Source organism: Microbacterium alkaliflavum (assembly GCF_044325405.1).
Lineage (GTDB): Bacteria > Actinomycetota > Actinomycetes > Actinomycetales > Microbacteriaceae > Microbacterium > Microbacterium alkaliflavum.
This window is the reverse complement of record NZ_JBIQWL010000001.1, coordinates 115165-132383: the sequence shown is the minus strand read 5'-3', so window position 1 is coordinate 132383 and position 17219 is coordinate 115165. Positions and strand designations below refer to the sequence as shown.

Here is a 17219-nt window from a genome sequence, read left to right as displayed (position 1 = left end):
TCGACCTTTGTGATGCGGGTGCGATGTTGAGTTGGGTGCGGGATGGGCCGGAAGTCAGCGCGCGCCGGGGGGCGCCGCGACGGATTTGCGGTCGTAGTAGACCGGCGGGATGAGGTGCAGCCCCGGGGTCGGGCGCTCCGGCGTGAGGCTGCGGACGGCGAGGTCGACGGCGAGATCGCAGGACGGCTCGGGAAGGAGCGGGATGACGTCGACGGGGATCGGCAGCACAGAGGTGTCGAACGAGGCGGCGACGGAGACGAGGGAGACGTCGCGGGGCACGCTCAGCCCGAGCTCGACGACCTCGGCGATGACGGCATTGTGGACGTCGTCGGCGGCGTGCACGAGGAGGGCCGTCGCACCGTTGTCGACAAGGCTGCGGGCGGCCTGGCGCGTGACCTCGATGCTCGACATGCGGTCGCCCGAGACGCGGAAGTCGAACTGGATGCCGCGCTCCGCCGCGCGGCGCTCGAAGGCCCTGCGCACGCGGGGCGGGAAGTTCGACTTCTCGTACGCGACCTGCGGCTGACCGACGAGCCCGATCGAACGGTGCCCCGCGTCGACGACGCGGTCGACGGCCAGCGCCGCGGCGGCCTCGAAGTCGAGGTCGACGCAGACGAGGCCTTCGTGGTCGTCGGGAACACCGACGAAGATCGTGGGCGTCTCGATCGAGCGGGCGAGCGCGACGCGCTCGTCGTCGGGTGCGACGTCGAGCACGAGGATCGCGTCGACGAGCCCGCTCGAGGCGACGCGGGCCATGCCCGCCGACGCCTGCTCCTCCGTCAGCAGCAGGATGTCGTAGTCGTTGCGGCGCGCGGCGACCGCCGTCGCGAGCACGAACGACATGTGCGTCGGCGCGTGCGAGTCGCGCCGGAGCGGCTCCGTGAGGGCGAAGATGTGGGTGCGGCTCCCCGCGAGCATGCGGGCGCCGGCGTTCGGGCTGTAGCCGAGGTCGCGGACGGCCTTCTCGATGCGCTTGCGCGTCTCGGTCGAGACGGGCCGCTTGCCGCTGAGGGCGTACGACACGGTGCTGATCGAGACGCCGGCGGCCGCCGCCACCTCGTTGATCTTCACCATCGCGTACTCCGTCGTGCGGGGCGGCTGCTGTGCCACCGTGGATCGGGCTCCCGATTCTCCGAGAGTCGAAGCGCTTCGCGGAAGCGCTTCGACAGGCATGTTACGCACAGTTCGGCCTGCGGCGCAACCCTTTCGTGGGGATGAGCAACATATTCGTCCTCAGGTACGTTCGAGGGCATGGCCTCCCCCGCACGACGCTTCTCGTGGCGCGGGGCGACGATCGTCTACGAACAGCACGGCAGCGGCCCGCGCACCTTCGTCCTCGTGCACGGGATCGGCATGGGCCGGAAGGTCTTCGGCGACCTCACGAGGCTGCTCTCGTCGCACGCCCGCGTGATCGCCCTCGACCTGCCCGGCTACGGCGATGCCCCCGAGCCGCCCAAGACCCTGACGGTCGAGCGCAACGCCGATGTCGTCGCGGCCTTCCTCAAACGCCAGGAGTACCCCGACGTCACGCTCGTCGGGCACTCGATGGGCGCGCAGGTCGCGGTCGAGGTCGCATCGCGGCATCCCTCGACCGTCCGGCGCGTCGTGCTCGCGGGGCCGACGGTCGATCCGCGCGCCCGGCGTGCGTCGCTGCAGATCGCCCGCCTGCTGCAGGACATCGCGATCGAGGACCCCGTCGTCTGGGCGCGCGGAGCTCGCGAGTACCTGCGGGCCGGGCCCAATGTGCGCTTGAAGTTCCGCGCGATGCTGCGACATCGCCCGGAGGACGCGCTGCCCCACGTCCTCGTGCCGGCACTCGTGCTGCGCGGGGAGCACGACCTGGTGTCGCGGGCGGACTGGTGCGCCGAGGTCGCGCGACTGATCCCCGATGCGACGCTCGTGGAAGTGCCCGATCACGGTCACGAGACGATGATCCGGGATGCCGCGCCCGCTGCCGCCGCGATCACGGCGTTCGCGGCATCGCGCTGAGGCCCGAGGGCTCACCAGGGCGACGGGCGGTCCTCGTCGCGCTGACTGTCGTCGGGGAAATGCGGCAGCTCGTAGCCGCCGGCACGGATGCACAGCCAGCGCAGCTGCCCCGGGCTCTCGGGTGACGCGCGCCAGGTGCGCCACACGCCCTGACCGACCCGCACGACGGTGCCTCCTTCGACGTCGATGACGTCGTCGTCGAGCCCCATCTGGCCGCGGCCGCCGAGGAAGACGTACAGCTCCTCGATGCGCGCGTGCGCATGCCAGTAGCCCGCCTCTTCGCCCGGCTCGAGCGCGTTCGCCGTGAGTCCGATGAACTGCATCTCGAGTTCGTGGTCGACGACGCGCCGTCCGTCGCGGGAACTCTCCGGACGGAACCCGCCGTAATGGTCGCGCCACTCGTCGAGCGCGCCGATCTCCAGCACCTGATAGTCGCTCACGGCGCCACTCTAACCGCGCCCGACGACACTCACTCCCCCGTCGTGATCTGGCGTGCCAGCTCCTCCACGTCGCGTTCGGGCAGACTCACGCCGGCCTGATCGAGGCGCTGTGCGAGCACTTCGACGACGCGCTCGAACGGCATGTCGACGACGTCGGCGCGCGTCTGCACGACGATGCCCGACACCTTCTCGATGTCGCTCGCGTTGTTCTGCGACATCGCAGGCAGCCGCTGCTCCTGCTCGGTGCCGAGTGCTCCCGCCTTCTGCGCCTGGCTCGCGCTCATGGTGTCGCGCCCGCCGTCCCGCCCCTGGTGGCCACCCAGCGCCTGCGGATTCACGACACTCGTGCCGTCGTCGATCACGCCCACGCCGACCGCCTCGTGGGTGGGCTCGGGCGCTTCCGGCGTGCCGGTCTCCTCGGTCGCGGCAGCCGGCTCGTCGCGTGTCGGCTCGTCGCGTGTCGGCTCGCCCTCGCTCGGAGTGTCCGTCGCGCCTTCCGTGTCTTCGCGGTCGGGGTAGTTCACCCCGGGGCGCTCGAACTCGTTGCCCGTCGTCGACATGTCAGCCCTCCTCGCCCTGGTCGGTCGCGAGATCGGGGTCGGCGCCCTGCGTGGGCCCGTCGCCCTCCACCGAGCCGACATCGGTGCCGCCCGCGGCGTTCGCGGCGACAGGGATGTCCGCGACCCAGCCGTCGGCCATCAGGTCTTCGCTCTGCTGGTCGGAGCGTTCCGAGGTCTCGCCGTCCGCCGCGCGGCGGTCTTCCCAGCCGCCCGCTGGATCGGCGTCGACGACGCCCTCCGGAAGATCCTTGTCGTGTCGCATGATGCGCTCCTCTCGACGCTCCCACCCTTCCCCGCGCGCCGCCCGCGGGTCACGGGGTTGACGCCCTCGCCGAGGGCGGCTACGGCGAGGGGCGGGAACTCAGGCGGGCGGCTCGTCGCGGTGCGCTGCGGCACGCGCCGCGGCATCCCGGTCCTGTGCGACGGCGCGGCCGAGAAGCTGACCGCCGCTGGTGAGGAGGGCACGCCGCCAGGGCGCGACGCCGTCGATCTCGATCTGGATCGAGATCGACAGGATCGTGCGGATGACCACGATGATCCCGAGGATCAGCGCCTCTTCCAGCGAGGGCTTCGACGTGATCGTGCGCACGAGGTCGGCCGCGACGAGCACCTCCAGGCCCAGGAGGATCGCGGCCCCCAGCGCGGTGCGCAGCGCCGTGTAGGCGGCGTGCGCGCCTTCGCGGCGCGACAGGGAGCGGATGCCGAGCACGACCGCGATGACGAAGCCGACCACCATCACCGTGGCGCCGATCGCTTCGAAGCCGACGGCGACGGCGGTGAAGACCTCGTGGATGTCCACGCGCCCAGAGTAGGGGCGCGGGCAGCGCAGGAGCGCTAGGCGGAGCGGCGGTGCTGCAGGATCGACGCGCGCTCGGGGTGGTCGGTGAACCAGTCCGCGACGTACCAGCACACGGGCACCACCGAGCGATCGCCGCTCGCCTCGAGCTGCGCGACGGCGCGGTCGACGAGTTCGCCCGCGTAACCGTGGCCGCGGAAGGTCGGCACCGTGTAGGCGCGGGTCATCGCGACGCTCCGGCCGTCGTCGCGGTAGTCGAGCACGCTCACGAGGTCGGCACCCTTCGAGAGTGTGTACCGCGAGGCGTCCGGCTCGTGCGCGAAGGTCAGCTGGGTCACCCCGACAGGGTACGCCCGCGCGAGGACACCGGGTCTGAATACCAGGGCGTTCCCGGCGATCACGCAGAGCGTTCGAGGGGCCTCCCCGCAGGATTGAGCAATCTGTCACGTTTGGCGACGGTCACGCGGCAGCATCCGTGCGATTTGACATATTTGGACCCAGTCCGACATAATCGGGCGCATGACTGACAACGCACGCTCACTGTCCGCCTGGGAGGCGAACGGGGCTGCCGGCATGATGATGGCCGGCCGCGTTGCCATGTGTTGTCGAATGTGCCGCTGATTCGGTGACCCCTGCCGGACCACGCCGCGGCGCCGGCTCCTGATCATAGGAGCCCCGCGACGAGTCCCCGAAGCATCGATGCGCCCCACCCCTTCGCGCGTCACGATGCCTCGCACACGGCCCCCAGGGCCCGGCCTTCGGGCCGAACAACGACACATCACCGGCTTCCGCCGGACTCCCGCAAGGACTTCGTCATCATGTCGACCACCGCTCTTCTCGACCGCACTTCCGCCCCGACCGCTCCCGTCCGCCACCTGCGCGCGGTGACGGCCCCCGTGCCCACGGCTCCCGCCGCTCCGGCCGCAGCCGTCGAGGCCCCCGCCGCCCCCGCGCAGCGCAACCTTCCCCCCGGCACCGCTCCCCGCGGGTTCGCCCTCTACGTCGGCCTCGACGAGGTCAAGGCCGCCGCGGCAGGCGTCTCGCTGCCCCTTCTCGTCGATGCGCTGCGCCGCACGATCGCCGATCTCGCACCCAACGCCGAGACCTACGCCACGGTCGCCCTCGCGCCCGTGGGCGCCGGCGGCCGCGACGTCGACGTGGTGCGTCTCGCGCTGCACGAGCCGTCGGCCGTGGCACGCACGAAGCAGGAAGAGCCCGAGGACGACGAGCGCACCGCCGGCGGCGTGGTCGTCGACATCTCGCGCAAGCGCGTCCTGATCGAGGGCGAGTCGGCCGCGTTCACCTTCAAGGAGTTCGAGCTGCTGCAGTACCTCGTGCTGCGCGAGGGCCGCACGATCGAGCGCAACGAGCTCGTCTCGTCGCTGTGGCAGGCCGGCGACGACGATGCTCCGGGCGAGCGCACGATCGACGTGCACGTGCGTCGTCTGCGCGCCAAGCTCGGCCGCTACGAAGACATCGTGCGCACGGTGCGCGGCGTCGGCTACCGCTTCGACCGTCACGCCGACGTCGTCATCCGCTACGGCCACGGCACGCCTTCGCCCGACCGCTTCTGAGTGGTTCGCTCGCTCGGGCGGCAGGTGCTGCCGCGAGACAGCGATTCGCACCACCGGAACGGCCGGATGAGGGATGTCGGAACCCGGCGCGTAGGGTGAGGCCATGACCACCTCGCTGTCTCGCATCCGGGCGCTGCCCGGCGGCCCCGGACAGCGTTCGCGTGACCCTCGCCCGGACCACGGCCGGGCGCTCGAGACCGAGTACCGGCCACGGTATCCGCTCGACTTCGCGCGCACGGTGCTGTATCAGCGCCGCGGCGCGGGCGATCCCACGATGACGACGGACGGCGCCGTCATCTGGCGCGCGAGCCGCACGCCCGAGGGCGTCGCGACGCTCGCTCTCCGCGAGACGTCGAAGGGCGTCGTGCGCGGAGCGGCCTGGGGGCCCGGAGCGGGGTGGGCGCTGAGCCAGCTTCCGGCCCTCTGCGGCGAGCGCGACGATGTCACGAGCTTCGAGGCAGGCATCCATCCCCTCGTCGCCGACGCGCATCGCCGCAACCCGGGGCTGCGTCTCAGCCGCACCGACCTCCTCTTCGACGCCCTCGCGAGTGCGATCTTCGAGCAGAAGGTCACCGGCATGCAGGCGTTCGGCGCGTGGCGGCGCATCGTGACCTGGTTCGGCGAGCGGGCTCCCGGCCCGACGCCCCGGCCGATGTTCGCGCCGCCGACGATCGACGACTGGCGGGGCATCCCCTCCTGGGCATGGCATCGTGCGGGGCTCGAGCCGCCGCAGGCCCGCACCGTCGTCGAGGTCTCCCAGCGCGGCGACGCGATCGTGCGCACAGTCGAGGCGGCCGCCGACGGCGAGACGCGCGAGCGCGTGCTCGTGAGTCTGCGCGGCGTCGGTCCGTGGACGAGCGCCGAGACGCGCATCCGCGCGTACGGCGACCCCGACGCCGTCAGCGTCGGCGACTACCACCTCGCCCACGAGGTGGGCTTCGCACTCGCGGGCGCGCGCACCGACGACGACGGCATGCTCGAGCTCCTGGCTCCGTGGGCCGGGCATCGGCAGCGCGTCATCCGGCTCATCGGCCTGAGCGGCGTGCGAGAGGCCAAGCGTGGGCCGCGACTGCATCCGGAAGACCATCGCGAGCGCTGACCAACCCCCTGGCGGCGCGATCGGGGCACCCGCCAGGATGAGGGCATGATCGACCCGATTCCCGACCTGCCCCCCGGAGTGCTCGGCTTCCGCGCCGTCGGCGTCGTCGAGGCATCCGACTACCGCTCGGTGCTCGACCCCGCGATCGACGCGGCTGTCGCGAAGGGGCAGAAGCTCAACATCGTCTTCGTGCTCGGCGAGGACTTCAGCCGCTATTCGCTGAGCGCCCTCTGGCAGGACGTGCTCCTCGAGGGCAAGCCGGAGGGATCATGGGGTCGCGTCGCGCTCGTGACGAACCGGAAGGTGCTCGGCGAGATGGTGCATGGACTGGGATTCCTCATGCCGGCCGAGTTCCGGCTGTTCGCCCTCGCCGACCTTCAGACGGCGATCGACTGGGCGGCGGGCGAGAAGGTCGCGGACGCCGAAGCCTGAGTCTCTTGCGGATGTCGGAGGCCCCGAGCACACTGGGTCGCGCCGCCCGACCGAGAGCGGCGGATCCCGACCATCGACCCCGAGGAGGAGTCCCATGCTGAGCCTGAACCCATACCTCTCGTTCAAAGACAACGCGCGTGACGCGATCGAGTTCTACCAGAGCGTGTTCGGCGGCGACCTGCAGATCTCGACGTTCGGCGACTTCGAGGGCATGGTGCAAGACCCCGCGGAGAAAGACCTCGTGATGCACTCGCAGCTCACGAGCCCCGACGGCTTCGTGCTCATGGCCTCCGACACCCCGTCGAGCATGCCGTACCGCGAGCCGGGCGGCAGCTCGGTCTCGGTGAGCGGCGAAGACGAGGCGAAGCTCCAGGGGTTCTGGGACGGCCTGTCCGAGGGCGGCACCGTCACGATGCCGTACGACACCCCGCCGTGGGGCGGCCGCTTCGGGATGCTGCGCGACAAGTTCGGCATCGATTGGATGGTCGCTCTCAACGCCGCGCAGGGCTGAGGTCGCCGCCGCGCGAAGGCATCCGCCGTGTGGGCCCGGCCCTAGGCTGACGACATGACGCAATCGGGTGAGTCGGGCCGGCCGGGCCGGGGCTGGCCCCGCGGCCGCGTGGGCTGGATCGTCGGCACGATCGTGCTGCTGGTGGTCGGCGCGATCGTGGGCCTCGTGCTGGGCAGCATCTGGCTGGGGCTCGCCATCGCGGCGATCGTCGCGATCGGCTGGATCATGGCGTACGAGTCCTGGCGCGGGCGCACGCCCGACATGTACGACGAAGACGACGACGGCGCGCGGCTTTAGCCCGCGCCGTCGTCGCTTCGCTCTTCCCGGAAGGCGCCGCTCGGTCGTAGCCTGACGGCAGGAGGTATGCCATGCAAGCGACAGTGGGCGACCGAGTGCTCATCCACGGACGCGCGGTCGGAATGGCCGAGCGGACCGGCGAGGTCGTGGAGCTGCGCGGCCATGCCGACGATCCGCTCCTCGTCGTCCGGTTCGACGACGGACATGAGGCGATCATCTCGCCGGGGACGGACTGCGAGATCCTGCACGTCAGCTGAGCCGCGGCGGCGCGCCTAGACTGATCCCTCGTGTCGAAGCGCTGGCTGCCGCTCGGGGCGATCGGGCTGTCGGTCGTGCTGTGGTCGATGGCCTATGTTCTCTCCGGCTGGGCGCTCGCGACGGCCTCGCCCGCCGTGCTGTCGGTCTCGCGCTTCGCGATCGCACTGATCGTGCTCGTGCCGCTCGCCGCGCGACGCCGGCACTTCGTCCGCACCCTGCGCGACCCGCGCACGATCCTGCTCGGGCTCACGGGCGTCACGCTCTACTACTCCTTCGCGAACATCGGCCTGCTCTTCACGACCCCCGGCACCGCGGCACTCGTCGTCTCGCTGCTTCCCGTCCTCACAGCGATCGCCGCCGTCGTCATGATCAGCGAGCGCCTCACCCGGCGCACGCTCGTGGGGCTCGTGCTCGCGACGATCGGAGTCGGGCTGGTCGCGGCATCCGGGTTCCGTTTCGACCTGGGCGTCGTGCTCAACATCGTCGCGCTCGCGTCGTACGCGATCTACACGGTGCTGCTGCGACGTCACGGCGATCGGGACGACGGCCCCGATGCGCTCGTGCTGGCCACCGCGACGGGCGTGTGGGGCACGGCGCTCATGCTCCCCTGGCTCGGATGGGAGGTCGCGGTCGGCAGCGCCGCAGTGCCCACGGACGGGCGCGGCATCCTGAGCATCCTCGCGCTCGCACTGATCGTGACCGCACCGACGCTCGTGCTCTTCAACTACGGCGCCGAGCGCGTGCCCGCGGCGATCTCGGGCGTCGCGACGGCGGCGATCCCCGCGCTCGGCTACGGCTTCGCGCTGCTGCTCGGCGAACCGCTCGACCCGGTCAAGGCGCTCGGCGGTGCGGTCGCGCTCTTCGGAGTGCTCATCGCGACGCTCGCCCAGCCCGACGTTGAGCCGAGCCCTCCGGGCACCGGGCTCCCCGAGCCCGCGGACCTCGCGCCAGAAGTGCGTGCCGACGATCCCGCACGGTAGGCGCTGACCGGCTTCCGGCGGTGACGGGCTCGGGGTATCTCGGCCTGGAGAGACCCGCGAGCGTGCCGACGGGCCGGGCGAGTAGCGTCGAGGCGGCGCCCAGGAGCCGAGGCGCGCATCGACCCGAGGGAGTACGCCCATGAGGATCGCCGTCGCGGGAGGCACCGGTCAGGCCGGCGCCCAGGCTGTCGCCGTCGCGAAGGAGCGCGGTCATGACGTCGTCGTGCTCGCCCGCTCCACAGGCGTCGACCTCGTCGCCGGGACCGGCGTCGCGCACGCGCTCGAGGGCGTCGACGCGATCGTCGACGCGACGGGCGTGCAGGGCAAGGTCGACCCGACCGGGTTCCACAAGGCGGTGACAGCCTCACTGACCGGCGCCGGTGCGACTGCCGGTGTGCGGCACCTCGTGGTGCTGTCGATCGTCGGCTGCGACCGCGCCGCGTCTTTTGCGCTGTACGGCGGCAAGCTCGCCCAGGAGCACGCGACCGCGGCCGGAGGCATCCCGTTCACGATCGCCCGCACGACCCAATTCCATGAGTTCGCGCGCCAGGCCTGGAAGTTCGCCGCGTTCGGGCCGCTCCATGCGGCGCCACGCGGACGCACGCAGCCGGTCGCCGTGCGCGAGGTCGGCGCGCGTCTCGTCGACCTCGCAGAGCGGGAGCCGATTGGCGGTCGCGCCCCGGACTTCGGCGGCCCGCGGGAGGAGACGTTCGTCGACATGGTCCGCGGCTACCGGGATGCCGCAGGACTGCGCGGCCCTGTCATCCCCGTGAGCCTGCCCGGCGAACTGGGCCGCGCCCAGCGCGACGGTTCACTGCTCCCCGGCGCCGACGCTGAGCTCGGCGTCCAGACCTTCGCCGAGTGGCTCACGGCGCTTCGCCCCTGACCCCCACGCGGCTTCAGCGGGCGCAATTCGTCACCTCCCCCGCCCGAGGCGACGAAATGCGCCCACCCAGGTCAGGCAGCGCGGGCTACATCTCCTCGTGGTGGTTCGGGTCGGCGCCCCAGAGGCGGCCGCGCTCGAGGCCCGAGATCGCCGCGACCTCGTCCTCTGTGAGCTCGAAGCCGAAGACATCGGCGTTCTCGACCTGACGTGCGGGGTCGGCCGACTTCGGGATCGGCGTGGAGCCGAGCTGCACGTGCCAGCGCAGCACGGCCTGGGTCGGCGAGACGCCGTGAGCCGAAGCGACTTCCCCCACAACACCCTCGGTCAGCAGCTCGGTGCGCCGCGCGAGCGGGCTCCAGCTCTCGGTGCGGATGCCGTGCTCGCGGTGGAACGCGCGCAGCTCACTCTGCCGGAAGTACGGGTGCAGCTCGACCTGGTTGACCGCGGGGGTGACGCCCGTCTCGTCGATGAGTTCGCGCAGCATGGCCTCGGTGAAGTTCGAGACGCCGATCGAACGGACGAGCCCGCCCTCGCGGAGGGCGATCATCGCCTGCCACGTCTCCAGATACTTCCCGACGCTCGGGTTCGGCCAGTGGATGAGGTACAGGTCGATGCGCTGGAGCTTGAGGGCCGCGAGGGATGCCTCGGCGCTCGCCATCGTCGGGTCGTAGCCGTGGTCGCGCCCGGGGATCTTGGTCGTGACGATGAGCTCGTCGCGTCCGACGCCCAGTTCGTCGCCGGCCCGCCGCACGGCGGCGCCGACCTCCGCCTCGTTCTCGTAGTTCACGGCGGAGTCGAGCAGCCGGTAGCCCGACGAGATGCCGGCGACCATGGAGTCGATGCCGGCGTCGCCGCGCAGGTTGTAGGTGCCGAGGCCGAGCTCGGGGAACTCGGTGCCGTCGTTCAGGGTGACAGTGGGGATGGTGGGCATGACCCCATCCTGCCGCGCGCCGAGGGGGCCCGCTATCCGGCGGAGACGTCCTCGCCGTCGAGCAGTCGACGGATGGTCGTGAGCACGCCCTGCTCGACATTCGAGGGTGCGCGGTGACGCGCGCGCTCGAGCACGTCGGGGTGCGCGTTGGCCATCGCGAACGAGTACGCCGCCGCGTCGAGCAGCTCGAGGTCGTTGAGGTAGTCGCCGAACGCGACGGTCTGCTCGCGCGTGACGCCGAGAGCCCGCTGCAGCCGCTCGAGCGCGACGCCCTTGTTGACGCCGGCGTTCATGACGTCGATCCAGTGGTGGCCCGACACGACGACCTGGTGGGTCTCGCGCAGGTCGGCGAGTTCGGGCTCCGACTGCTCGGCATCGACGAAGTCGAAGACGGCGAGCTTGAGCACCTGGTCGTCGACCTCGAGCAGGTCGTCGACGATCTCGAGATTCGCGTAGTAGCGCTCGCTCTCGGCGCGGAAGGCGGCCTCCGTCCGCTCGATGTACGCCGAGCGCTTGCCGCAGACGACGAGTCCGAGGTCGAAGCCCCGGCCTGTGAGCGCCCGGACACGACGGATGCCGGATGCCGCGAAGTCGGGGTCGAGGCCGTCGGAGCTGATCTCGTCGTCGCCGCGCACGACGTAGGCGCCGTTCTCGGCGATGTACACGACGTCGTCGCGCGCGTGGTCGAACGAGCGGCGGAGCGTGGCTAGCTGCCGCCCGCTCGCGGGTGCGAAAAGGATGCCGTGCTCGTCGAGCTCGTCGAGCAGGGGCCACAGCTCGTCGGGGATGTGTCCGTCGCCGTCGAGCAGCGTTCCGTCCATGTCGACCGCGATGAGCTTGATGTCGTGTCGTCGAGTCACCGTTCTACGGTACGGGGCGCCGAGCCCACACTCGTCGCTCGAGCCCACACTCGATGGCCGCCCGATGAGTCTGGGGTCGACAAATGAGCGTGGGTTCGGCGATCGGAGGCGCTACGCAGTGGTGACGGCCGGTCGAGCGGATGCCGCGGCCCACCACTCGGCGGTGCGCGGCCCGAGTCCGAGCTCGGCTGCCGCGGCGAGGTGCGCCGGGGTGTCCACGTCGCGCCGCACCGACGAGTCCTCATCGACCGGGATCGGGACGCATCCGAGCGCGACGTGCCGCGCGAACGAGTCGGCGCCGAACGCCGAGCGCCAGACGACGCCCGGTGCGGTCGTCACGAGGGTCGACCCGGTGCCCTCGGCATCCGGGATCACTCCCCGCTCGATGGGTCCCGCCGACGAGAGCACCGCCGCGAGGTCGGCGGGACGCAGGGCGGGAAGGTCTGCCAGCAGCGCCGCACGCGGCGAGGCGACCGGCAGCGTCGCCATGACGGAGGCGATCGCGGCGTCGGGCCCGGCCCGCTCGAGGTCGGCCACGACCTCGACGCCGGGGGCCACGAGGGCCGCGAGCTCGCTGTCGTCGGTCACGACGACGACGCGCGCGACGGCCTCGCACGCCGCGACGGCGTCGATCGTGTCGAGCGCGATCGCTCGGGCGATGCCTGGGCCGCGCAGGCTCGCCAGGCGCGACTTCGCACGCGCCGCGTGCTTGACCGGCAGCACGACCGTCCAGGCGGCTGTCACGAGAAGCGCTCCCGGAGCTTGGGCAGGATCTCCGCGCCGTAGCGCCGCAGGAAGTCCGCCTGGTCGGCGCCCGGGTCGTGGAAGACGAGGTGGCGGAAGCCGAGCGAGATGTACCAGGCGATGCGCTCGATGTGCTCGTCGGGGTCGTCGGAGACGATGAACCGGGATGCCGCGCGCTCGATCGGCAGCTCCTCGCCGAGGCGTTGCATCTCGAGCGGGTCGTCGACGCCCATCTTCTCCTCGGGGCTCAGCGCGAGCGGCGCCCAGAACCGTGTCTTGTCCATCGCGACCTGACGGTCGGGATGGTACGAGACCTTGATCTCCATGAGGGTGTCGATCGCGTCGTCAGGCCGCCCGGCCTTCTCGAGGCCCTCGTGCAGCGCCGGCAGCAGCGTGTCGGTGTACAGCTCGCGCTTCTTGCCGCTCGTCGTGATGAACCCGTCGGCGATGCGCCCTGCCAGACGAGTGGCGGCGGGGCCGGCCGCGCCGATGTAGATCGGCACGGGGTCGTCCATCTTGTCGTAGATCGTGATGTTGCGGGTCGTGTAGAACTCGCCGTCGAAGTTGACGCGATCCTCCGACCACAGCCGCCGGATGAGGCCGATGGCCTCCTTCAGCCGCCGGAACCGCTCGGGCGGATCGGGCCACGGGATGCCGAGATTCGCCTCGTTGAGGGCTTCGCCGGTGCCGACGCCGAGGATCACACGCCCGGGGTACATGACCCCGAGCGTTGCGAAGTCCTGCGCGACCACCGTCGGGTTGTACCGGAACGTCGGCGTCAGCACCGACGTGCCGATGAGCACGCGCGAGGTCTTCGCTCCGAGCGCGCCGAGCCAGGGGACGGATGCCGGGGCGTGGCCGCCTTCGTGCAGCCAGGGCTGCAGATGGTCCGACACGAAGACCGAGTCGAACCCCATCTCCTCGGCGAGCACGGCGTAGTCGAGGAGCTCCGCGGGGCCGAACTGCTCGGCCGAGGCCTTGTACCCGAACCGGATGGGAACCGTCATGCCTGTCCTCCGTTCACCGGCAGCGCCGGACCTGCGACCGGCACCGCCGGACCTTCCGTGTCGAACTCCGACCCGCCTGTGGCGCCGATCACGGCGCGATAGTCGGCGACCGTTCCGGGCCACACGAGGGTGAGCCGGCGCGAGCGCTCGTCGACGTACCAATTGCGGCATCCGCCCGTCAGCCACGGCGTGCCGGCGGCGCGCTCGTCGACCATGCGCGTGTAAGCCTGCTCGGCCTCGGGCGTCACCCGAAGCACCCCGCCGGGCGCGCGCCGCGACAGGGCCTCGGCCGCGAACTCGGCCTGCGCCTCGAGCATCAGGACCGACGACGTGTGACCGAGCGACGCGTTGGGGCCGTTGAGCACGAAGAGGTTCGGGAACCCCGCGACGACGGTCGACGCGAACGATGTCATGCCGGCCGCCCAGTGCTCCGCGAGCGCCGTTCCCCCCTCCCCGCGGACGAAGGTCGCATACGGCTGCCGGGTCGTCTGGAAGCCCGTCGCGAAGACCACGACGTCGATCCCGCCGTGGCGGACTCCGGATGCCGCGACCAGCTCGTCGTGCTCGACGGCGGCGAGCGCGCTCGGCTCGAGCGCGACGCCCCCCGAGGCGACGGCGGGATAGAAGTCGTCCGACAGCAGCACGCGCTTGCAGCCGAAGGCGTAGTCGGGGGTGAGGAGCTCGCGCAGCCGGAGATCGGAGACCTGCGTCGCGAGGTGCGCGCGTGCGGCGGCTTCGGCCGCGGCGGCATCCGCTCCCCCGGAACGCGACGAGAACCGCGCCTCGCCCTCGGCATCGAGCCGCGCACGGAGTGCGGCGAGCTCTTCGGGATGTTCGGCGAAGCGCTGCCGCTCGGCGTCGGTGAACGGCCGGCCGCCGCGCGGGACGATCCAGGCCGCGCTCCGCTGGAAGAGCGTGACGCTCGCAGCCCGTCGCGCGAGCTCCGGCACGACCTGCACGGCGCTGGCCCCCGACCCGACGACGGCGACGTTCCGCCCCGCGAGGTCGACGCCGTGGTCCCACCGGGCGGTGTGGAAGATCGGCCCTGGGAAGGACTCGAGCCCCGCGACGGCGGGGATGCGCGGCTCGGCGAGCCGGCCGCAGGCGAGGACGAGCACTTCGGCGTCGACCTCGGCCGGCTGGGCGCCGCCGAACCGCAGGCGCCACGTCGAAGCATCCTGATCCCAGTCGGCGTCGAGGAGTGGGGCGTCGAAGGTCACGTCGAAACGCTCGCGGGCCGCGACGCGCTCGAGATACGCCTGGATCTCCGCGCCGGGCGCGAACTCCGCCGACCAGTTCGGTTCGGGATGCCGCGCGAGGCCGTAGAGGTGCGAGGGCACGTCGCACGCGACGCCGGGGTACGTGTTCTCGCGCCACGTGCCGCCGACCCGATCGGCGCGCTCGAACACCGCGACGTCGTGGCCCGCGTCGCGCAGCGTCATCGCGGCGGCGAGGCCCGCGAAGCCCGCTCCGACGATCGCGATCTCGACCGATCGCCTCGTCACGGTGACACCTGGCCGTAGTCTGTCGTGCGCTCGCGGAACGGACGGAGCGTCTTCGCGACGAGCGCGGCGGCGTCCGCGAGCGGGAACTCGAGGCCCTGTTCGATCCCCGACTCGGGCAGCACGCGACCGTCGAGGAGCGTGCCGCCCAGGTCGTCGCCGCCCGCCGCGAGGAGGTCGATCGCGAGGTCGCGCCCGTGCCGGGTCCACGGGATCTGGATGTGCGGGATGCTGCCGGCCAGCAGCAGCCGCGAGACCGCGACCATCGCGCGGTGCTCGTGGAGCGGGGCGCGGCCTGGGACGAGCGGCACGCCCCAGCCGGGCAGCGGGATCGGGACGAACTCCGTGAAGCCGCTCGTCTCGGTCTGGATCGCGCGGAGGGCGCGCAGGTGCGCGATGCGCTCGGCAGCCGTCTCGACGTGGCCGTAGAAGATCACGGAGGTCGAGCGGAAGCCGGCGCGGTGCGCGGCCGTCATGAGCTCGATCCACCGGTCGATCTCGAGGTCGCCGGGCGCGACCTCGGCGCGCACGCGCTCGCTCAGGATCTTGACCCCGGTACCGGGGACGGTCTTGACGCCGGCGCCCTTCACAGCCTCGAACGCCTCCGCGAGGCCCAGCCCGGAGCGGTCGACGAGGTCGGCGATGTCCTGCGGCCGGTAGGCGTGCAGGTGCAGCGACGGGGCGGCGGTCGTGATCGCGCGGGCGAGGTCGAGGTACAGCCGCGGGTCCTCGGATGCCGGCAGCATGCCCTGCACGCACACCTCGGTCGCGCCGAGCTCGACGGCGTCCTGCGCGATCGCCGCGGCATCCCGAATCGAGAACTCGGGCGGCGGCCCAGGCGCGTGGCGCAGGTGCGACGACGTGAGGTTGCGGTTGACGACCATGCTCACGGCCTCGCCGACCGTGTAGCGGCGCACCTCGTCGGCGGTGCCCACGACGGCGTCGAGGTCGGCGCCCGACGCCGTGAGGAGTGCGACCCACTCGGCGTCGTCGAGGGCGGTCGGGTCCTGCGCGGCGCGCTCGGCGAGAGCCGGGACTCCGCTGCTGCTCCCCCGGCCATTACTCCCCCGGCCACTGCCGCTTCCCCGGGCGATTCGACCGGATCCGGATGCCTCACTGCGAGTCCGTCCGAATTCGGTGGAATGGCCCGGAATGGGGGCGGGCCGAACGGCGGCGAGACCCGTCGCCGGATCCGCGAGCGCGGCGACGGCGTCGTGCAGCCCGGGGTCGATCCAGCGGTCCGCGTCCCCGATGAACTCCGGGTGCGCCGTCAGCCTCTCGTGCAGCTCGAACCCCGACGCCGCCGTCAGCGCAGCGAGGTCGTCGAGGTGCGGCCAGGGGCGCTCGGGGTTGACGTGGTCGGCGGTGAGCGGCGACACGCCGCCCCAGTCGTCGACACCGGCGCGCACGAGCAGGTCGAGCTCGGCGGGGTCGCTGAGGTTCGGCGGCGCCTGGATGCGCATGTGCGGCCCGAGGACGATCCGCGCGACGGCGACGGTCGCGATGTACTCAAGGAGCGCGGCATCCGCAGCGCCCCGCATCGCCGTCCCCGGCTTGGCCCGGAAGTTCTGGACGATGACCTCCTGCACGTGGCCGTGCCGCGCGTGCAGGTCGCGCAGGGCGATGAGCGACTCGGCGCGGTCGCGCACGCTCTCGCCGATCCCCACGAGGATGCCGGTCGTGAACGGGATGCCGGCGGCGCCGGCGTCGTCGATGACCTGCAGGCGCACATCGGGGTCTTTGTCGGGCGAGCCGTAGTGCGCGCCGCCGGGCTCGTCGAAGATCGCGCGGGACGTCGTCTCGAGCATCATGCCCATCGACGGCGCGGTCGGGCGCAGCTCGCGCAGCTCCGACGCCGACATCACGCCGGGGTTGAGGTGGGCGAGCAATCCCGTCTCGGCCGTGATCAGCCGGGCGGCGTGCGCGACGTAGTCGAGCGTCGACGCGTAGCCGTGCTCGTCGAGCCACGCACGGGCCTCGGGCCAGCGTGCCTCGGGGCGGTCGCCGAGCGTGAGGAGCGCCTCTTTGCAGCCAAGGGCCTGCCCGGCCCGCACGACGCGGAGGATCTGCTCGTCCGACATGTAGAGCGGCGCGCGCTTGAGGCGCAGCTGCCCCGGGGTGTCGACGAAGACGCAGTAGTGGCAGCGATCGCGGCACAGCGTCGTGAGCGGCACGAACACCTTGCGCGAGTACGTGATGACGCCCGGCCGGCCGGCCGCGGCGAGGCCCTCGTCGCGCAGCGCGGAGGCGCGGACGAGCAGGGCGTCGAGGTCGGCGGACTCGAGCAAGCGCTCGGCCTCGTCGACAGACACGACGGGCGCAGAGATCACGGGGTTCATGCGGGCCTTCGTGC

21 protein-coding genes are annotated in these 17219 nt (G+C 71.9%); 9 read left to right on the top strand and 12 right to left on the bottom strand.

Going from position 1 to position 17219, the window contains the following annotated elements; all coding sequences use genetic code 11:
* Positions 1-54 precede the first annotated feature (54 nt).
* A complete protein-coding gene (locus ACH3VR_RS00635) occupies positions 55-1110 on the bottom strand; it encodes a LacI family DNA-binding transcriptional regulator (protein ID WP_396638817.1) in 1056 nt (351 codons plus the stop codon).
* Between the two features lie 141 nt (positions 1111-1251).
* Here ACH3VR_RS00635 and ACH3VR_RS00630 point away from each other — a divergent pair, with 141 nt between their 5' ends.
* Positions 1252-1989, top strand: coding sequence for an alpha/beta fold hydrolase (locus ACH3VR_RS00630; protein WP_396638816.1), 738 nt, complete (start codon positions 1252-1254; stop codon positions 1987-1989).
* An 11-nt stretch (positions 1990-2000) separates the two neighbouring features.
* Here ACH3VR_RS00630 and ACH3VR_RS00625 read toward each other — a convergent pair whose 3' ends face one another.
* The 5 genes from ACH3VR_RS00625 to ACH3VR_RS00605 all read right to left on the bottom strand — a co-directional run bounded on the left by ACH3VR_RS00625 (position 2001) and on the right by ACH3VR_RS00605 (position 4123).
* The gene (locus ACH3VR_RS00625) at positions 2001-2429 is read right to left on the bottom strand and encodes a cupin domain-containing protein (RefSeq protein ID WP_396638815.1); all 429 of its coding nucleotides are present in this window, start codon (positions 2427-2429) and stop codon (positions 2001-2003) included.
* Positions 2430-2458: 29 nt separating this feature from the next.
* Positions 2459-2989 (bottom strand): hypothetical protein, encoded by a 531-nt coding sequence (locus ACH3VR_RS00620; protein ID WP_396638814.1) that lies wholly within the window; start codon positions 2987-2989, stop codon positions 2459-2461.
* A gap of 1 nt (position 2990) precedes the next feature.
* Positions 2991-3251 carry a hypothetical protein gene (locus tag ACH3VR_RS00615; RefSeq protein ID WP_396638813.1) on the bottom strand — a complete coding sequence of 87 codons (261 nt, stop codon included), beginning with the start codon at positions 3249-3251 and terminating at the stop codon, positions 2991-2993.
* A gap of 99 nt (positions 3252-3350) precedes the next feature.
* Positions 3351-3788, bottom strand: a complete 438-nt coding sequence (locus ACH3VR_RS00610; RefSeq protein ID WP_396638812.1) for a DUF1622 domain-containing protein — start codon at positions 3786-3788, stop codon at positions 3351-3353.
* 35 nt (positions 3789-3823) lie between these two features.
* Entirely contained in the window at positions 3824-4123 is a 300-nt protein-coding gene (locus tag ACH3VR_RS00605) for a GNAT family N-acetyltransferase (protein WP_396638811.1), read from the bottom strand.
* 480 nt (positions 4124-4603) lie between these two features.
* On the opposite strand from ACH3VR_RS00605, the gene ACH3VR_RS00600 reads away from it, so the two are divergent.
* From ACH3VR_RS00600 to ACH3VR_RS00565, 8 genes are all read left to right on the top strand, one after another.
* On the top strand, positions 4604-5359 hold the full coding sequence (locus ACH3VR_RS00600; RefSeq protein WP_396638810.1) for a winged helix-turn-helix domain-containing protein: 756 nt from the start codon (positions 4604-4606) through the stop codon (positions 5357-5359).
* A gap of 103 nt (positions 5360-5462) precedes the next feature.
* Positions 5463-6458, top strand: coding sequence for a DNA-3-methyladenine glycosylase family protein (locus ACH3VR_RS00595; RefSeq protein ID WP_396638809.1), 996 nt, complete (start codon positions 5463-5465; stop codon positions 6456-6458).
* Between the two features lie 45 nt (positions 6459-6503).
* Positions 6504-6890 carry a SpoIIAA family protein gene (locus ACH3VR_RS00590; protein ID WP_396638808.1) on the top strand — a complete coding sequence of 129 codons (387 nt, stop codon included), beginning with the start codon at positions 6504-6506 and terminating at the stop codon, positions 6888-6890.
* A 94-nt stretch (positions 6891-6984) separates the two neighbouring features.
* The gene (locus ACH3VR_RS00585) at positions 6985-7401 is read left to right on the top strand and encodes a VOC family protein (RefSeq protein ID WP_396638807.1); all 417 of its coding nucleotides are present in this window, start codon (positions 6985-6987) and stop codon (positions 7399-7401) included.
* A 54-nt stretch (positions 7402-7455) separates the two neighbouring features.
* A complete protein-coding gene (locus ACH3VR_RS00580) occupies positions 7456-7698 on the top strand; it encodes a hypothetical protein (RefSeq protein ID WP_396638806.1) in 243 nt (80 codons plus the stop codon).
* A gap of 71 nt (positions 7699-7769) precedes the next feature.
* The gene (locus tag ACH3VR_RS00575; RefSeq protein WP_396638805.1) at positions 7770-7955 is read left to right on the top strand and encodes a DUF1918 domain-containing protein; all 186 of its coding nucleotides are present in this window, start codon (positions 7770-7772) and stop codon (positions 7953-7955) included.
* A 30-nt stretch (positions 7956-7985) separates the two neighbouring features.
* Positions 7986-8936, top strand: coding sequence for a DMT family transporter (locus ACH3VR_RS00570; RefSeq protein ID WP_396638804.1), 951 nt, complete (start codon positions 7986-7988; stop codon positions 8934-8936).
* A 139-nt stretch (positions 8937-9075) separates the two neighbouring features.
* The gene (locus ACH3VR_RS00565; RefSeq protein ID WP_396638803.1) at positions 9076-9822 is read left to right on the top strand and encodes an SDR family oxidoreductase; all 747 of its coding nucleotides are present in this window, start codon (positions 9076-9078) and stop codon (positions 9820-9822) included.
* A gap of 85 nt (positions 9823-9907) precedes the next feature.
* Here ACH3VR_RS00565 and ACH3VR_RS00560 read toward each other — a convergent pair whose 3' ends face one another.
* The 6 genes from ACH3VR_RS00560 to cofG all read right to left on the bottom strand — a co-directional run bounded on the left by ACH3VR_RS00560 (position 9908) and on the right by cofG (position 17205).
* Positions 9908-10753, bottom strand: a complete 846-nt coding sequence (locus ACH3VR_RS00560; RefSeq protein WP_396638802.1) for an aldo/keto reductase — start codon at positions 10751-10753, stop codon at positions 9908-9910.
* 32 nt (positions 10754-10785) lie between these two features.
* Entirely contained in the window at positions 10786-11613 is an 828-nt protein-coding gene (locus tag ACH3VR_RS00555) for a Cof-type HAD-IIB family hydrolase (protein WP_396638801.1), read from the bottom strand.
* A gap of 111 nt (positions 11614-11724) precedes the next feature.
* The gene (gene cofC / locus ACH3VR_RS00550; protein ID WP_396638800.1) at positions 11725-12357 is read right to left on the bottom strand and encodes a 2-phospho-L-lactate guanylyltransferase; all 633 of its coding nucleotides are present in this window, start codon (positions 12355-12357) and stop codon (positions 11725-11727) included.
* Positions 12354-13364 carry a glucose-6-phosphate dehydrogenase (coenzyme-F420) gene (gene fgd / locus ACH3VR_RS00545; protein WP_396638799.1) on the bottom strand — a complete coding sequence of 337 codons (1011 nt, stop codon included), beginning with the start codon at positions 13362-13364 and terminating at the stop codon, positions 12354-12356. The genes cofC and fgd overlap by 4 nt, the downstream gene beginning before the upstream one ends.
* Entirely contained in the window at positions 13361-14869 is a 1509-nt protein-coding gene (locus ACH3VR_RS00540) for a flavin-containing monooxygenase (protein ID WP_396638798.1), read from the bottom strand. The genes fgd and ACH3VR_RS00540 overlap by 4 nt, the downstream gene beginning before the upstream one ends.
* Positions 14866-17205, bottom strand: coding sequence for a 7,8-didemethyl-8-hydroxy-5-deazariboflavin synthase CofG (gene cofG, locus ACH3VR_RS00535; RefSeq protein ID WP_396638797.1), 2340 nt, complete (start codon positions 17203-17205; stop codon positions 14866-14868). The genes ACH3VR_RS00540 and cofG overlap by 4 nt, the downstream gene beginning before the upstream one ends.
* Between the last annotated feature and the right edge of the window lie 14 nt (positions 17206-17219).

Bases quoted from the DNA above. Each gene is read 5' to 3' on its own strand.
- ACH3VR_RS00630 (WP_396638816.1), top strand. From the start codon at position 1,252: ATGGCCTCCCCCGCACGACGCTTCTCGTGGCGCGGGGCGACGATCGTC.
- ACH3VR_RS00620 (WP_396638814.1), bottom strand. From the start codon at position 2,989: ATGTCGACGACGGGCAACGAGTTCGAGCGCCCCGGGGTGAACTACCCC.
- ACH3VR_RS00615 (WP_396638813.1), bottom strand. From the start codon at position 3,251: ATGCGACACGACAAGGATCTTCCGGAGGGCGTCGTCGACGCCGATCCA.
- ACH3VR_RS00600 (WP_396638810.1), top strand. From the start codon at position 4,604: ATGTCGACCACCGCTCTTCTCGACCGCACTTCCGCCCCGACCGCTCCC.
- ACH3VR_RS00595 (WP_396638809.1), top strand. From the start codon at position 5,463: ATGACCACCTCGCTGTCTCGCATCCGGGCGCTGCCCGGCGGCCCCGGA.
- ACH3VR_RS00590 (WP_396638808.1), top strand. From the start codon at position 6,504: ATGATCGACCCGATTCCCGACCTGCCCCCCGGAGTGCTCGGCTTCCGC.
- ACH3VR_RS00585 (WP_396638807.1), top strand. From the start codon at position 6,985: ATGCTGAGCCTGAACCCATACCTCTCGTTCAAAGACAACGCGCGTGAC.
- ACH3VR_RS00580 (WP_396638806.1), top strand. From the start codon at position 7,456: ATGACGCAATCGGGTGAGTCGGGCCGGCCGGGCCGGGGCTGGCCCCGC.
- ACH3VR_RS00575 (WP_396638805.1), top strand. From the start codon at position 7,770: ATGCAAGCGACAGTGGGCGACCGAGTGCTCATCCACGGACGCGCGGTC.
- ACH3VR_RS00565 (WP_396638803.1), top strand. From the start codon at position 9,076: ATGAGGATCGCCGTCGCGGGAGGCACCGGTCAGGCCGGCGCCCAGGCT.
- ACH3VR_RS00560 (WP_396638802.1), bottom strand. From the start codon at position 10,753: ATGCCCACCATCCCCACTGTCACCCTGAACGACGGCACCGAGTTCCCC.
- fgd (WP_396638799.1), bottom strand. From the start codon at position 13,364: ATGACGGTTCCCATCCGGTTCGGGTACAAGGCCTCGGCCGAGCAGTTC.
- cofG (WP_396638797.1), bottom strand. From the start codon at position 17,205: ATGAACCCCGTGATCTCTGCGCCCGTCGTGTCTGTCGACGAGGCCGAG.